Origin of the sequence: Thermoanaerobacter sp. CM-CNRG TB177 (genome assembly GCF_018588165.1) — a bacterium.
Taxonomy (GTDB): Bacteria; Bacillota; Thermoanaerobacteria; order Thermoanaerobacterales; family Thermoanaerobacteraceae; genus Thermoanaerobacter; species Thermoanaerobacter thermocopriae.
This window is the reverse complement of sequence record NZ_JAFCAC010000088.1, coordinates 1-15,839: the sequence shown is the minus strand read 5'-3', so window position 1 is coordinate 15,839 and position 15,839 is coordinate 1. Positions and strand designations below refer to the sequence as shown.

General features: G+C 34.8%; 11 protein-coding genes. 10 read left to right on the top strand and 1 reads right to left on the bottom strand.

Translation table 11 applies throughout. The features are described from left to right. Positions 1–77 precede the first annotated feature (77 nt). The 10 genes from I4N53_RS10780 (at position 78) to I4N53_RS10735 (ending at position 13,963) form a co-directional block, all read left to right on the top strand. Positions 78–1,556, top strand: a complete 1,479-nt coding sequence (locus I4N53_RS10780) for an alpha-N-arabinofuranosidase (protein WP_214496224.1) — start codon at positions 78–80, stop codon at positions 1,554–1,556. A 105-nt stretch (positions 1,557–1,661) separates the two neighbouring features. Then, the gene (locus tag I4N53_RS10775; protein WP_214496223.1) at positions 1,662–3,173 is read left to right on the top strand and encodes an alpha-N-arabinofuranosidase; all 1,512 of its coding nucleotides are present in this window, start codon (positions 1,662–1,664) and stop codon (positions 3,171–3,173) included. Positions 3,174–3,278: 105 nt separating this feature from the next. Next, complete coding sequence (locus I4N53_RS10770; RefSeq protein ID WP_214496225.1) at positions 3,279–5,225, top strand: glycoside hydrolase family 127 protein; 1,947 nt, start codon at positions 3,279–3,281, stop codon at positions 5,223–5,225. 272 nt (positions 5,226–5,497) lie between these two features. Continuing rightward, on the top strand, positions 5,498–6,895 hold the full coding sequence (locus I4N53_RS10765; protein ID WP_214496222.1) for an L-fucose/L-arabinose isomerase family protein: 1,398 nt from the start codon (positions 5,498–5,500) through the stop codon (positions 6,893–6,895). Positions 6,896–6,909: 14 nt separating this feature from the next. Then, complete coding sequence (locus tag I4N53_RS10760; protein WP_214496221.1) at positions 6,910–8,589, top strand: ribulokinase; 1,680 nt, start codon at positions 6,910–6,912, stop codon at positions 8,587–8,589. Then, positions 8,573–9,217, top strand: coding sequence for an L-ribulose-5-phosphate 4-epimerase (locus tag I4N53_RS10755; RefSeq protein ID WP_013150622.1), 645 nt, complete (start codon positions 8,573–8,575; stop codon positions 9,215–9,217). The genes I4N53_RS10760 and I4N53_RS10755 overlap by 17 nt, the downstream gene beginning before the upstream one ends. A 167-nt stretch (positions 9,218–9,384) precedes the next feature. Next, positions 9,385–10,500: a substrate-binding domain-containing protein gene (locus I4N53_RS10750; protein ID WP_214496220.1), complete on the top strand. Its 1,116-nt coding sequence runs from the start codon at positions 9,385–9,387 to the stop codon at positions 10,498–10,500. After that, positions 10,497–11,801, top strand: coding sequence for a sn-glycerol-1-phosphate dehydrogenase (locus I4N53_RS10745; RefSeq protein WP_214496219.1), 1,305 nt, complete (start codon positions 10,497–10,499; stop codon positions 11,799–11,801). Before I4N53_RS10750 ends, I4N53_RS10745 begins: the two co-directional genes overlap by 4 nt. 101 nt (positions 11,802–11,902) lie before the next feature. Then, positions 11,903–12,553 carry a fructose-6-phosphate aldolase gene (fsa, locus tag I4N53_RS10740; RefSeq protein WP_013150619.1) on the top strand — a complete coding sequence of 217 codons (651 nt, stop codon included), beginning with the start codon at positions 11,903–11,905 and terminating at the stop codon, positions 12,551–12,553. 96 nt (positions 12,554–12,649) lie between these two features. Continuing rightward, on the top strand, positions 12,650–13,963 hold the full coding sequence (locus I4N53_RS10735; protein WP_214496218.1) for an extracellular solute-binding protein: 1,314 nt from the start codon (positions 12,650–12,652) through the stop codon (positions 13,961–13,963). A 12-nt stretch (positions 13,964–13,975) separates the two neighbouring features. Here I4N53_RS10735 and I4N53_RS10730 read toward each other — a convergent pair whose 3' ends face one another. Then, positions 13,976–15,637, bottom strand: coding sequence for a penicillin-binding protein 2 (locus tag I4N53_RS10730; protein ID WP_028991879.1), 1,662 nt, complete (start codon positions 15,635–15,637; stop codon positions 13,976–13,978). Positions 15,638–15,839 lie beyond the last annotated feature (202 nt).

Below are 15,839 nucleotides of genomic sequence, written 5' to 3'. Positions count from 1 at the left end.
CATTGTACCAGAAAGGATTGAAGTCCTCAACTTTCATTTAAGTTTACAAAACGGAGTATATTATAAGGAGGTATTTTATGACTGAAGTTATTATAAACACCGATATAAGGAAAGGTAGAATAGATAGAAATATTTATGGTCATTTTGCTGAACATTTGGGAAGATGTATATATGGTGGTTTTTGGGTTGGAAAGGACTCAGAAATACCTAATATAAATGGAATTCGCAAGGATGTAGTTGAAGCTTTAAAAGAAATAAAAATTCCCGTTTTAAGATGGCCTGGTGGATGTTTTGCTGATGAATATCACTGGAAAGATGGAATAGGCCCTTATGAATTGCGCCCTAAGAGAGTCAATGTACATTGGGGAGGGGTGATAGAAAACAATCATTTTGGGACTCATGAGTTTTTTGAGTTGTGTGAACTTTTGGGGGCAGAGCCATATATCTCAGGTAATGTAGGAAGTGGGACAATACAAGAAATGAGAGAATGGATAGAATATATAACCTTTGATGGAGAATCTACTCTGGCAAATTTAAGAGCGGCTAATGGAAGGAAAAAGCCATGGAAACTAAGATATTTTGGCATAGGAAATGAAAATTGGGGCTGTGGAGGAAACATGCGCCCTGAATACTATGCTGACCTTTATCGCAGGTATTCAACTTATGTGAGAGACTTTAGTGGAAATAAGATTTTTAAAATAGCTTGTGGAGCTAATGTTGATGACTACAACTGGACAGAGGTACTTATGAGAGAAGCGGGAAGATTTATGGATGGACTAAGCTTACATTATTATACTATTCCAGGTGATTTCTGGCTAGGAAAAGGTTCAGCTACTAATTTTGATGAAGGCGAATGGTTTATAACGCTGAAGAAAGCTTTACGCATAGATGAACTTATTACAAGGCATTCGGTCATTATGGATAGATATGATCCTGAAAAACGAGTGGCTCTAGTGGTGGATGAATGGGGTACATGGTATGATGTGGAACCTGGAACGAATCCTGCGTTTCTTTATCAGCAAAATACAATACGAGATGCCTTAGTTGCTGCAATACATTTTAATATATTCCACAAACACTGTGATAGAGTTAGAATGGCAAATATTGCTCAAACTATTAACGTACTGCAGGCGGTTATTCATACTGAAGGTTCAAAGATGGTGCTTACTCCAACCTATCATGTGTTCAATATGTACAAAGTTCATCAAGATGCAGAATTATTGGATTTAAATATAAAATCGCCTGGATATGGATATGCAGGTGAAAGTATTCCTCAAGTAACTGCAACGTCTTCGGTGGATAAGGAGGGGAAAATACATATTTCATTGTGTAATCTAAGTCCAAAAGAACCTGCAATTATTGAGTGTGAGCTTAGAGGAGAAAAGAAAACTAGCGTAACAGGAACAATATTGACTGCTGAGGAAATGAATGCTCATAACACATTTGAAAATCCCAATAAGGTAGTGCCACAACATTTTGACGGAGCAAGTATAACAGATAATAAAATTAAAGTATTACTTCCAGCGATGTCAGTGGTTGCATTAGAAGTGGTATAAAGGAGAGGAGAAAATTGTTATGGCTATTCCTTTGCATGGAGCAAGATTAGTTAAGTTGATTAGAAAAGATAAAATAAATCGTAATTTAGGAGGAGAGGATAACCAATGAATAAAAAAGTAAAAATGATTTTAGACAAGGATTTTAAGATTGGTGAAGTGGATGAGAGAATTTATGGTTCTTTTATTGAACATTTAGGACGTGCTGTTTATGGTGGCATTTATGAACCAGACCATCCGGAGGCAGATGAAATGGGATTTCGCAAAGATGTAATAGAGTTGGTTAAAGAATTAAAGGTACCGATTGTTCGCTATCCTGGTGGAAATTTTGTTTCTGGTTATAATTGGGAGGATGGAATAGGTCCACGTGAGCTTAGGCCTAAACGTCTTGAATTGGCGTGGAGGTCAATTGAAACAAATGAAATAGGTATTAACGAATTTGTTGAATGGGCAAAGAGAGTCAATACAGAAGTAATGATGGCTATAAATTTAGGGACACGTGGAATAGATGCGGCTCGTAATATTGTAGAGTATTGTAATATGCCAGAAGGAACATACTGGAGCGATTTAAGAAAATCCCATGGCTATAGAGAACCACATAAAATTAAAGTATGGAACTTAGGTAATGAAATGGATGGACCGTGGCAAATAGGTCAAAAAACTGCTGATGAATATGGACGTCTTGCTAAAGAAGCTGCAAAAGTTATGAAAGCTGTAGATCCTTCCATTGAATTGGCTGTGTGTGGAAGTTCGAATAGCAGCATGCCTACATTTGGTCAATGGGAAGCAACTGTTCTTGAGCATACTTATGATTATGTGGACTACATTTCAGTTCATACTTACTACGGCAATGAAGAAAATGACATAGGTAATTTTTTGGCGAAATCATTAGATATGGATGAAATAATCAAAACAGTCATAGCAACAGCTGACTATGTAAAAGGTAAAAAGAGAAGTAAAAAGACTATTAATATTTCTTTTGATGAATGGAATGTTTGGTATCATTCTAGAGAAGCTGATAAAAAAATAGTGCCTTGGTCTGTAGCTCCACCACTTTTGGAAGATATATATACATTCGAAGATGCCCTTCTTGTGGGATGTATGCTCATAACATTGTTAAAACATGCAGATCGTGTAAAAATAGCTTGCTTAGCACAACTTGTTAATGTGATTGCACCTATCATGACAGAAAAAAGAGGAAAAGCGTGGCGGCAGACAATTTACTATCCATATAGACATGCGTCACTTTATGGCAGAGGATATGTATTAAATGCTGTTATTGATACTCCAACTTACAATAGCAAAGATTTCTGTGATGTTCCCATTTTGGAAGCTACTGCTGTAATGGATGAAAACAATAATAAACTTACAATATTTGCAGTGAATAGAGACCAACAAGATTCGTTGTTATTGGAGAGTGAGATAAAAGGTTTTGAAGATTATAAAATTGTAGAACATATTGTACTAGAAAATGAAGATTTAAAAGCTACCAATACCAAGGAAAATCCGCTTAATGTGGTACCCCATAATAATGGTAATGCTGTGATTGAAGATGGAATACTAAAAGCAATTTTACCTAAGTTATCGTGGAATGTTATTAGATTGGCAAAGAGAAATTAATATTATATAGGAGACTGGCAAAAAACAGAATTTTTTACCAGTCTCCATATTGCTTGTTTAGCTTGGTAATATAGGATAAAACTTAAAAAAGAGGGTGGGATGAATATGCATGTTATAAAAAGAGCACAATTACAACCAATTCCTTTGAAGCAAGTAAAAATTAGCGGGGGTTTCTGGTCAAAATATACAAAATTGATTAAAGAAGTGACGATACCCTATCAATGGGAGGTGCTAAACGATCGCGTACCTGGTGTTGTACTCAGTCATGCCATTAAAAATTTCTACATTGCGGCAGGTGAAATGGAAGGTGAATTTGCAGGCATGGTATTTCAAGATAGCGACGTGTATAAGTGGTTAGAGGCGGTAAGCTATAGTCTTGCTGTTTATCCTGACCCTGAGTTAGAAAAGATTGCTGATGAAGTGATAGATTTAATTGCCAGAGCACAGCAGAGCGACGGGTATTTAAATACATATTTTATCATCAAAAAACCTGATAAAAAATGGACAAATTTAAGAGATAATCATGAACTTTATTGTGCAGGGCATTTAATAGAAGCTGCTGTGGCCTATTATAAGGCGACAGGCAAGAGAAAGCTGTTGGATGTAGCATGCCGGTTTGCCGATCATATAGACTCTGTCTTTGGGCCAGAACCAGGCAAGAAGAAAGGGTATCCTGGCCATGAAGAGATTGAGCTAGCATTAGTTAAACTTTACAGAGTTACTGGTGAAGAGAAATATTTAAAGCTAAGTAAGTATTTCATTGATGAACGAGGGAAAAAGCCTCTTTATTTTGAAATAGAAGCAAAAACAAGAGGAGATAAATGGGATGAACAATGGGCAAGTTATTTTCAGGCGCATTTACCCGTGAGAGAACAGACCAGCGCAGAAGGGCATGCTGTCAGAGCAGTTTACCTCTGTTCTGGCATGGTTGACGTGGCTGTGGAAACTGACGATGAAAGTCTGATTCAGGCGTGCAAGAGATTGTGGGATAACATAACAACTAAGAGGATGTACATCACAGGTGGCATTGGCTCTTCCTCTATCGGTGAGACATTTACTTTTGACTACGATTTACCCAATGATACGGCCTATGCCGAGACATGTGCAGCGATAGGTCTAGTGTTTTTTGCCTACAGGATGTTGCAGATTGACCCTGATAGGCGTTACGCCGATGTTATGGAAAGGGCGCTATACAATTCAGTTATTAGTGGTATGTCATTAGATGGAAAAAAATATTTCTATGTAAATCCTCTGGAAGTATGGCCTGAGGCATATGAGAAGAATAAAGTTAAAGCTCATGTAAAATACACCAGACAGCCATGGTTTGAGTGTGCTTGTTGTCCTCCTAATTTAGCTAGATTATTGGCTTCACTAGGCGAGTATATTTACTCTGTTCGAGATAATGAATTATATGTTCACCTCTACGTAGACAGCGAAGTACAGATGAAAATTGCAGGGAATGAAGTGAAAGTAAAACAGGAAACTCAGTATCCGTGGGATGGCAGAATAGTTATAGATATTTTGCCTGAAAGAGAAATAGATTTTACACTGTTATTGAGAATTCCCGGATGGTGTAAAGATGCAAAAGTCAGTGTTAATGGAGAAAAAATAGATATAAATGGCATAATGGAGAAGGGTTATGTAAAGATAAAGCGAATCTGGAAAGCAAAAGACAGAGTAGAGCTATTGCTATCAATGCCTGTAATGAGGGTGAAAGCGAATCCCAATGTAAGGGAAGATGAAGGAAGAGTTGCTATACAGAGAGGACCTATAGTTTACTGCCTTGAGGAAGTGGATAATGGTCCAAACCTGAACAATATAGTATTACCTAAAGGATGTAAATTTGAGGTAGAATACGAAAAAGATCTATTAAATGGTGTGTGTGTAATAAAGGCAGAGGCAGAGCGAGAAAATTATGGATCATGGGGAGAAGAGCTATACAAGGCAGATGTTAATGTTTCGTATGAACCCGTGAAAATAAAATTTGTACCATATTTTGCATGGGCGAACCGTGCACCGGGCGAAATGATGGTATGGGTAAGGGAAAAGTAAAATTACTAGAAGAGGTTTTTACTGGTTTTAATCAAGAAGGTATATAAACATAAAATGGCAAAGGAACAAGTTTGTATATTGATAAAGTATATAAAACCTATTATAGATAATGTGATATTTATTTGTCTAAGTTTTAGAATAAATTTTTTAAAAACAAAGAAGGAATTTTGAATAAAATGTAGAATATATTAATTATAAATGTACGTACATCTAATATCATGATAATTAAAATATACGAACAACAAAATAACAAATCAAAGGGAGGATTTATTATGCAAACCAAGAAAAAGCCGCAAATAGGATTTTTAGGCATTATGCAAGAGTTGTACGATGATATGTTACCAGGCATTACTGAAAGACAAGAAAAATATGCAAGAGAAGTTATAGAACAACTTGAAGATGTTGCCGATTTTCATTTTCCTAAAGCAGCAAAGAATAGACAGGACATTGAACATATTGTGAAAGAATTTAATGAAAAAGACCTTGATGGTATTATGATAGTAATGCTTACGTATGGACCTGCTACAAATATTGTTAATGCACTAAGGAATAATAAACTACCTATTATGCTTGCGAACATTCAACCTGTTCCGACAGTAACAGAGGATTGGGATATGGGAGATTTGACATACAATCAAGGTGTTCACGGTGCCCAAGATACAGCAAATGCCATTTTAAGGATGGGAATTAAGTGTCCTATTATTACAGAAGAATGGCATTCAGAAGAATTTAAAAAATTTGTTGGAGATTGGGCTAAAGCTGTGCAGACAATTAAAGCATTGCGAAACATGAAAATAGCGCAGTTTGGAAGAATGCATGGAATGTATGATATTTTGGGAGATGATGCAGCCTTTACAAGAAAAATAGGTCCGCAAATTAATCAAGAATACATTGGCGAAGTTTATAGATATATGGAAACTGCGACAGAAGAGGAGATTAATGCGGTTATTGAAGAGAATAGAAAGAATTTTTATATCGATCCAAATCTTAGCGAAGAAAGCCATAGATATGCTGCAAGATTACAAATTGGATTCAAGAAATTCCTTGTAAACAAAGGATATGACGGATTTACTGCGCATTTCGATGTGTTTAAAGGAGATGGAAGATTCAAGCAAATTCCAATGATGGCTGCGTCAAATTTAATGGCTGAAGGATATGGATATGCAGCAGAGGGAGATGCTATAACTGCAAGTTTGGTTGCGGCAGGTCATGTATTGATAGGTGATGCACATTTTACAGAAATGTATGCTATGGATTTTAAAAGGAATTCTATTTTGATGAGCCACATGGGCGAAGGTAACTGGAAAATAGCAAGAAAGGATAGACCGATTAAACTTATTGATAGAGAACTAGGCATTGGTAAACTTAATAATCCACCAACGGTTGTTTTTATGGCACAACCTGGGCCAGCAACTCTTGTTTCTTTAGTATCCTTGGAAGGAGAAAGATATAGATTAGTTGTATCGAAAGGAGAGATTCTTGATACAGAAGAAGCAAAGCATATTGAAATGCCATATTTCCATTTTAGACCTTCAACAGGTGTAAAAGCATGCCTTGACGGATGGCTTATAAATGGTGGAACACATCATCAATGTTTAAATCTTGGCGATAATACACAGAGATGGAAAATGCTTTGTGATATGTTGGGCATCGAATATGTAGAAGTCTAAGGGAGGAAGAAAAAATGGCCAAGTATTCAATTGGAATAGATTATGGGACAGAGTCTGCAAGGGCTCTGCTCCTTAATCTTGAGACGGGGGAAGAAGTAGCTACTTCTGTAATGAATTATCCCCATGGTGTGATGGATGAAGAACTTCCTGATGGAACAAAACTACCGCAAGATTGGGCATTACAACATCCAGATGACTATATTGAAGTTTTAAAGAAAATAGTAGCTGATGTAATAAATCAGGCTGGTATAGACAAAGCTGATGTAATAGGCTTAGGCATAGATTTTACAGCTTGTACTATGTTGCCTATAAAAAAAGATGGAACTCCTCTTTGTGACATTCCCCAGTACAAATCGAACCCTCATTCATATGTTAAGTTATGGAAACATCATGCTGCGCAACCTGAAGCAAACAAATTGAATGAAATAGCATCACAAAGGGGTGAGGATTTTTTAGCAAGGTATGGTGGAAAGATATCTTCAGAATGGCTCATACCCAAAATATGGCAAATATTAAATGAAGCGCCAGATATCTATGAAGAAGCTGATAAATTTATTGAAGCTACTGATTGGGTTGTTATGAAGCTAACAGGTAATGAAAGGCGTAATAGTTGTACTGCAGGCTATAAAGCGATTTGGCACAAAAGAAAGGGGTATCCTTCCAAAGATTTCTTTCGAGCATTAGATGAGAGGCTTGAAAATTTGGTAGAAGAAAAGTTGTCGAAAGACATATATCCCTTAGGTACAAAGGCGGGAGAACTTATACCTGAAATGGCAGATATGATGGGCTTAAACCCGGGAGTAGCAGTTGCTGTAGGCAATGTTGATGCTCATGTTTCAGTACCAGCAGTAGGAGTTACATCGCCAGGGAAAATGGTAATGGTAATGGGAACTTCGATTTGCCATTTGGTGTTAGATGATAAAGAAGTAGAGGTCCCAGGCATGTGTGGCGTTGTAGAAGATGGAATTATACCAGGCTTTTATGGATATGAAGCAGGACAATCTGCGGTTGGCGACATCTTTGCCTGGTTTGTTGATAATTGTGTGCCGTACGAATACAAAATTGAAGCAGAAAAAAGAGGGATAAGTATTCACGAGTTATTAACAGAAAAAGCCGCAAAGCTAAAACCCGGAAAAAGTGGCCTCTTGGCGATTGACTGGTGGAACGGAAACAGGTCAGTACTAGTAGATGCGGACCTTACTGGTGTAATATTAGGAATGACTTTAACTACGAAACCTGAGGAGATATATAGAGCATTAATCGAAGCAACAGCTTTTGGTACGAGGATGATAATTGATACTTTTAATCAAAATGGAGTAAGTATTAATGAACTGTATGCTTGTGGAGGTCTCCCTGAAAAAAATCCTATGCTTATGCAAATCTATGCTGATGTTACAAATCTCAAAATTAAAGTATCAAAATCTTCACAAACACCAGCACTTGGTGCAGCAATGTTTGGAGCAGTTGCAGCAGGTAAAGAAAAAGGAGGGTTTGATAGCATATTTGAAGCTGCACGAGTAATACCCAAGCTAAAGGAAAAAACATACAAACCAATACCTGAAAATGTTGAAATATATGATAAATTATTTGAAGAATACAAACTTCTTCATGACTATTTTGGCAGAGGTATAAATAATGTAATGAAAAGGCTAAAAGCCTTAAAAGAGGGGGGTTCCAATGTTAGAGAAGCTTAAAGAACGAGTATACAAAATGAATATGATGTTGCCGAAAAATAATCTTGTTACAATGACAAGTGGGAATGTCAGTGGAAGAGATGTTGAAACAGGATATGTAGTTATAAAACCAAGCGGGATTCCTTATGAAGAAATGCAGCCAGAGGATATGGTTGTTGTTGACCTTAATGGTAATATAATAGAAGGAAAATGGAAACCTTCTGTAGATACCGCAACACATTTATATATATACAGACATCGTAGTGATGTTAATGGAATAGTTCATACACATTCTCCTTATGCTACAAGCTTTGCTGCTTTGGGGAAACCTATACCGGTGTATCTGACAGCAATTGCAGATGAATTTGGAGGGCCAATACCGGTTGGCCCATATGCAAAAATTGGTGGAGAAGAAATAGGGGAGGCGGTAATAAAATATATTGGTCGAAGTCCAGCAATACTTATGAAAAATCATGGAGTTTTTACGATAGGGAAGACTCCAGAGGAGGCAGTAAAGGCAGCAGTGATGCTTGAAGATGTAGCAAAGACAGTTCATTTAGCATTGCTACTTGGCGAGCCAGAGGAAATTCCTGAAGAAGAGGTAAAAAGAGCTCATGAAAGATATATGACAAAATATGGACAAAATTAAATTACGATAAATTTTATTATAGATACCTGATACTTATAAGGAATTATAATGGTATCAGGTATCTTTCTTAATATTTATATTTAAGATGAAAAATAAAAATGTTATAATAATATGCGGAAATTAATTTTTTAAAAACTATTCTTGATAATCGGGAAGGATGTTTAATCGTGGCAGAAAATTTACCTAAATATCAGCAACTTAAAGAATTTATAATTAGGTATATAGTCGAGAACAACTTAAATGCTCATGACCCTCTTTTTACTGAAAATGAACTCGCAGCTAAGTTTAACATGAGCAGGCATACTGTTAGAAAAGCGCTCGACGAACTTGAAAATGAAGGATGGATTTACAGAAAGCAAGGAGTAGGCACTTTTTGTGCTGACAGGTCTGTGATAAAGAAAATAGACGACAAAAATATTGCAGTAATAACCACATATGTAAGTGATTATATTTTTCCAAGAATAATAAAAGGTATTGACCAAGTTTTAACAAAAGAAGGTTATACAATATTACTATATAATACAAACAATAAAATCGAAAAAGAAATTGATATTTTAGAAAATATTATGACAAAAAATATTAAAGGAGTTATTATTGAACCGACGAAAAGTGCCCTTCCCCATATAAATATTGACTATTTTGAGCAGTTAAAAAGGCGAGGAATTCCGTATATTTTTATAAATAGTTATTATGAAGAATTAAAACCTTCATATATCATCCAAGATGATGAAGGAGGAGGCTTTGTTGTTACAGAGCATCTTATACAATTAGGTCATCGTAATATTTTAGGCATATTTAAAAGCGATGATAATCAAGGATTAAATAGATATAAAGGGTATATTAGAGCATTAAGACAATACGGCATAAAAATTAGAGAAGATAATATTGTATGGTATACAACTGAAGAAATGAGAACTAAACCGCAAGAAATGGTCAAAAAAATATTTGAAGGCACAGGTGACAAGCCATCAGCTATAGTTTGTTACAATGACCAAATTGCAATGTGGGTGATAGAGGCTTTGAGAAATTTGGGTTTAACTGTACCAAATGATGTATCAATTGTGGGATTTGACGATTCTGATTATGCAGTATTATCGGATATTAAATTAACTACAATAGTTCATCCTAAAGAAGAGATGGGAAGACAAGCTGCAAAAGTGCTGTTTAAACTGATGGAAATGGGAAATAAAGCATTTGAAAATCCTATAACTATATGTGTGAAACCTGAATTGAAAATAAGAACATCAGCTAAAAGCATTGAAGCGAAAGAAGTGAAAGTATGAAAAATTTAATGCCTATAAAAGAAATTGCAATAAAAGAAGGAGCAATTAGTGATTTAACGCACATAATCAATAAAATAGGTGTAAATTCTAAAATAATGATCGTTTGTGATAATAATACCTATAAAGTAGCCGCAAAAGAGATAATAGAGCGATTAGAAAGTAACAATTTTTTTGTTACCAAGTGTGTGTTAGAACGTGACAGTTTACTCATACCTGATGAATATAGCTTAGGAGAAGTTCTTATAAACTTAGACAAAGATACCGAATTTTTATTAGCTATTGGTTCAGGAACTATAAATGACTTAGTGAGGTTTGTAAGTTTTAAAGTGGGTAAGCCTTATGGAATTGTTGCAACAGCACCTTCCATGGATGGCTATGCCTCTTCTGTTTCGCCTTTAATTGTCAAAGGTTTTAAGCGGACATACTCAGCAATATATCCTGAGATTATAATAGGAGATATTGATATAATTTCTCAAGCTCCATATGAGATGATAACAGCTGGCTTTGGCGATGTGATTGGGAAATATACTTCTCTTGCAGATTGGTATATAAGCAGTGTAATAACAGGCGAAACTTATTCAGATGACATAGCAGCTATGGTAAAGGAATCGATAAATAAATGCGTTGATGCTTCGACAGGAATTCTGAGAAGAGACAAAAAATCGATTAAAGAATTGATGGAGGCACTTATTATTTCAGGAATTGCAATGCTTAAATTTGGCAATTCTCGCCCTGCATCTGGCGCAGAACATCACTTATCACATTATTTAGAGATGAAAGAAATATTATCTAAAAATGAATACCATCTTCATGGGACAAAAGTCGGCATAACAAGCATTATTATTTCAGAAATTTATCATTACATATTTTCATTTACAGTAGACGATATTAAAAAGTTTATGTCAAAAAAACTTTCACTAAATCGTGACGAATTTGAAGCGAGGATAAAAAATGCATATGGTGCTATAGCTAACGAAGTGCTGAGTAATTTAAATTATTTTTATATAGATGAGATAAAAAGAAAACAAAGACAAGAGAGGATACTTGAAAAGTGGGGACATATGAGAAATTGGGTAAAAATAAATGTTCCTGAGGCAGTAACCATTCGGGATTTATTAAGGAGAATAGGTGCTCCATCTAAATTAAATGAAATAGGTGTAAATGAAGCTTTACTTTACGATATGTTAAATAATGCTAAAGAAATAAGAAAAAATTATACAATATTAAGACTTGCAGAAGATATAAATTTTCCTGTGGAAAAATTATTTGAAAAAGTTAAAAAATTTTTAAGTACAGTTTAAAAATGAATAACCCTTGATTTCCACAAGATAAAAGATGTCTTTTAATTTGTGAAAATTAGATATATAATAGAAATAAATAAAATAATAACGGAGGGATAAATATGAAGTTTTTCCTTGATACAGCTAATGTAGACGAAATAAGAGAAGCTAATGCATTAGGTGTAATATCAGGTGTTACTACAAACCCATCTCTTATTGCTAAAGAAGGAAGAGATTTTAAGGAAGTAGTAAAAGAAATTACTCAAATTGTAGATGGTCCTATAAGTGCAGAAGTTATAAGTGATGACAGTGAGGGCATGATTAGAGAGGCAAGAGAGCTTGCAAAGATACATAAAAATATAGTAATAAAAATTCCTATGACGGCTGAAGGGCTAAAAGCAGTAAATGTCCTTTCAAAAGAAGGAATTAAAACAAATGTGACGTTAATATTTACAGCAAATCAAGCATTACTGGCAGCTCGTGCAGGTGCGACATACGTAAGTCCTTTTGTAGGAAGGCTTGATGATATAAATACAGATGGCTTGCAGATTATTGAGGATATTGTTACGATATTCAATAATTACGACATAGATACAGAGATAATAACTGCAAGTGTAAGACATCCTATACATGTTTTACAGGCAGCAAAACTAGGTGCACATATAGCTACAGTACCGTATAAGGTGCTTATGCAAATGGTAAAACATCCGTTAACAGATGCAGGAATAGAAAGATTCAAAGAGGATTGGAGAAAAGCTGGGCTCAAAATATGAATTGATAAAAAAGCAGGGTAGAATTAGGAAATCTATCCTGCTTTTTAAGTTATTTAAGAGTAATTTTGAGAATATAGATAGTAAGAGGTGGTAAATGTGAGAAAGCCTTTTACTACTTTGTTATATTTGCTAGTGATATTTTTTCTTATATATTGGCCTTATTACATGAATCTTTATGAAAAAGAACAAATGCAAGACAAAAAACATGAGGAAGAAGAGTTTAGAGGGATAATAACTTTTTGGGATTTTCCTCATCCATCAATAGAAGATCCCGGAGGATTTGAATTTATAAAAAGAAAAATAGAAGTCTTTCAGTACAAATACCCGGGTGTTGTCATAGATTTTGAGCCTCTTTCATACGAAAACGGATATAAAAAACTGATTAATTCTTCTAAAGAGGGTTCTTTGCCAGATATTTTACCTGTTGGTGCAGACTTTTACTTTATTTCAAATGGTTATTTAAGCCCTATCACTAAATACATTGACGAAGAATTAAAAAAACAGTACAAAGAAGGTGTTATTGATGCTTTAAAGTATAAAGGCAATATTTATGGTATGCCTTTGGGAATGTATACTAATGTGCTTTTTTTAAATGTGGATATGTTTTATGAAAAAGAAATTAAACTTCCTGAAAACGGTGAGTGGAATTACGAAGAATTTATGGATAGTATGATAAAATTGACTTATAGTGAAGGTAAACAGGATAAAAAATTCTTTTATGGATTAGGTATTTCTCTTACACCTGATAATTATAATTTGTGGGGGTTTTTACTTTTAGATGGTGCGAGAGTTTTTGACGAAGAAAAGTATTCTTTTTTTGGGCCTCAAGCAGTTTCAGGAGTGGAAAAAGTTTTGGATTTATTCAATAAATATAAGGTTGTCAATCCTGTCTCACTTGAGGGAGACAGAGAAAAGTTGTGGCAAGACTTTATTACTACTAAAAACACTGCTGTATTAGTAGAGGAGAGCTATAAAATAGCACAACTTAAAAATTTACAGTCAAAAGGAAAACTGTTTGAGTTTGATGTAGCAATGTACCCCGAAGGGGAAAGTGGTATACCATTAACTTTATCACCTAAAATATATGCCTATGGCATAAAGAAGGAAAAAAATGAAAAAAAACTTGAGATGGAGTATAAATTTATAAAGTTTCTTACAGAAGACCAACAAAAGGCGATTGAATTAGGTTATGTACCAGTTAAAAAAGATAAAATTATTGAAGATGACAAAATGAAAGTAATTGAATTAGCTACTAAATATACAAATGCCATCCCACAAATTGAAGGATGGGGAAAAATAAACAACACAGTGATATCGAAAATAAAAGAAGGAATAAAAAATAACAAAAATGCTTTTGATATAACAGAGGAAATAAAAAATAGTGTAAATCAGTTGGTACAACAAAAGTAAGGGGAATTATTTTTACTTTTTTACTGTGTCATAATATCTAAGAGTATCTCTTAATATTTCCTGGGCTATTGGCGCGGCTACTTCTCCTCCCATATAACCATTTTGTGTTGGATTTTTAACAACAACTAGTACTGCAATTTTTGGGTTTTCGACTGGAGCAAATCCAGCAAACGAGGCTATGTATTTTCCTGGAGCATAATTTTCCGTTGTACCTGTTTTTCCACCTACTGTATAGCCAGGTACTTGTGCTGCCTGAGCAGTACCTTCTGTCACTGTTTTTTCAAGTATATGTCTCATTGTATCGGAAGTTTCTTTAGAGATAACTTGTCTAACTATTTGAGGCTTATATTCTTTAATTATTTTATCACCGTTTTCGATATATTTTACAATATATGGAACCATGAGGTTGCCACCGTTTATCACGGCGGAAAAAGCTGTAATCATTTGGATTGGAGTTACAGCAATTCCTTGGCCAAAGGACATAGTAGCGAGGTCCACAGGATATATTTTTGATTTTGGTAAAATCATTCCACTGGCTTCGCCAGGAAGCTCAATTCCGGTAGGGGAACCGAAGCCAAAAGCTTTTATGTATTTATAAAAAGCATCAACACCTAATCTTTCAACTATTTGGATAAAAACGGTATCACTTGATTTTTCAATAGCTTGCGAAAAAGTTATGTCTCCTAAAACCGTCCAACTTCTAATTTTTCTACCGGTTACTACATAATAGCCAGGGTCATGGAATTTTTCCTCTGGTGTAACTACAGCTGATTCTAATGCTGCGGAAGCAGTTATTACTTTAAATACTGAACCAGGTTCGTAAATATCCGATACTGCAGGATTTCTCCAGTATTCCTGTGAAGGTACCTTTTGCGGATTATTTGGGTCAAAATCAGGTAAGTTAGCCATTGCAAGTATTTCACCTGTTTTTGGATTCATAACTATTGCTGTTATACCATCTTGCGGTTTATACTTTTCATAGCCATTTTTTATAGCTTTTTCTGTATAGCTTTGTATTACAGAATCAATTGTGAGGACAATATTATTCCCATTTGTAGGTTTGTAAAACTTGCTTGGAACTCCTATTTTTCTACCTTCTGCATCCACAAGAGTGATTTCACGACCAGGTACACCACTTAAATATTTGTCTAAAGAATATTCAAGGCCATACAAACCGTTGCCATCAATTCCTGTAAAACCTAATACTTGTGATAGCATTTTGCCGTTGGGATAATTTCTCATAAAAGTATCTTCTACATATATGCCTGGTATGTTAAGACTTCTTATTTTGTTGATATTTTCCAGAGGAATGGACCTGCCAAGTACAGCCCATTCTGAGTTTTTATTTGAAAGAATTTTATAAAGTGAGTCCTTGTCTATATTTAAGTATTTATAAAGTTCTTCTGAAGCTTTTTCTGGATTTTTTATAAATTTAGGAGCCGCAAATACATCTCCTGCTGGAACATTACAGGCAAGGATATTCCCGTTTACATCATAAATATTGCCCCGTTGAGGCTTTAATATGATATCAGCAGTACTTTGCCTTTCGACTGCCATGGCAAGTTTTGAAGAGTTTATACCCTGTATCCATATAAGCCTTGCAATAAGGGCGAAAATCATGATAGTGAAAAAGATAAATATGATAAAGGTTCGTTTTTTTACATATGATGTCAATTTTATTCTAACCCCTTTTTGTAAGGATTTTGTTTATACATTATAATTATACCATAGATATTGTGTGGTATAATTATATAAAAAGGATTAAAATGATTTTGCTTGATTAAATGCTTAGCAATTTGTGAGGTATTTTATTACAATTTTTAATGGAGCATTCCTGTAATGAATAAAAAATAAGGGAGAATGAACTTTGAAAAAA

What these genes read in the sequence shown, in the direction of transcription:
- I4N53_RS10765 (WP_214496222.1), top strand. Translation starts at nt 5,498, where the DNA reads ATGCAAACCAAGAAAAAGCCGCAAATAGGATTTTTAGGCATTATGCAA.
- I4N53_RS10745 (WP_214496219.1), top strand. Translation starts at nt 10,497, where the DNA reads ATGAAAAATTTAATGCCTATAAAAGAAATTGCAATAAAAGAAGGAGCA.
- I4N53_RS10780 (WP_214496224.1), top strand. Translation starts at nt 78, where the DNA reads ATGACTGAAGTTATTATAAACACCGATATAAGGAAAGGTAGAATAGAT.
- I4N53_RS10770 (WP_214496225.1), top strand. Translation starts at nt 3,279, where the DNA reads ATGCATGTTATAAAAAGAGCACAATTACAACCAATTCCTTTGAAGCAA.
- I4N53_RS10760 (WP_214496221.1), top strand. Translation starts at nt 6,910, where the DNA reads ATGGCCAAGTATTCAATTGGAATAGATTATGGGACAGAGTCTGCAAGG.
- I4N53_RS10775 (WP_214496223.1), top strand. Translation starts at nt 1,662, where the DNA reads ATGAATAAAAAAGTAAAAATGATTTTAGACAAGGATTTTAAGATTGGT.
- fsa (WP_013150619.1), top strand. Translation starts at nt 11,903, where the DNA reads ATGAAGTTTTTCCTTGATACAGCTAATGTAGACGAAATAAGAGAAGCT.
- I4N53_RS10755 (WP_013150622.1), top strand. Translation starts at nt 8,573, where the DNA reads ATGTTAGAGAAGCTTAAAGAACGAGTATACAAAATGAATATGATGTTG.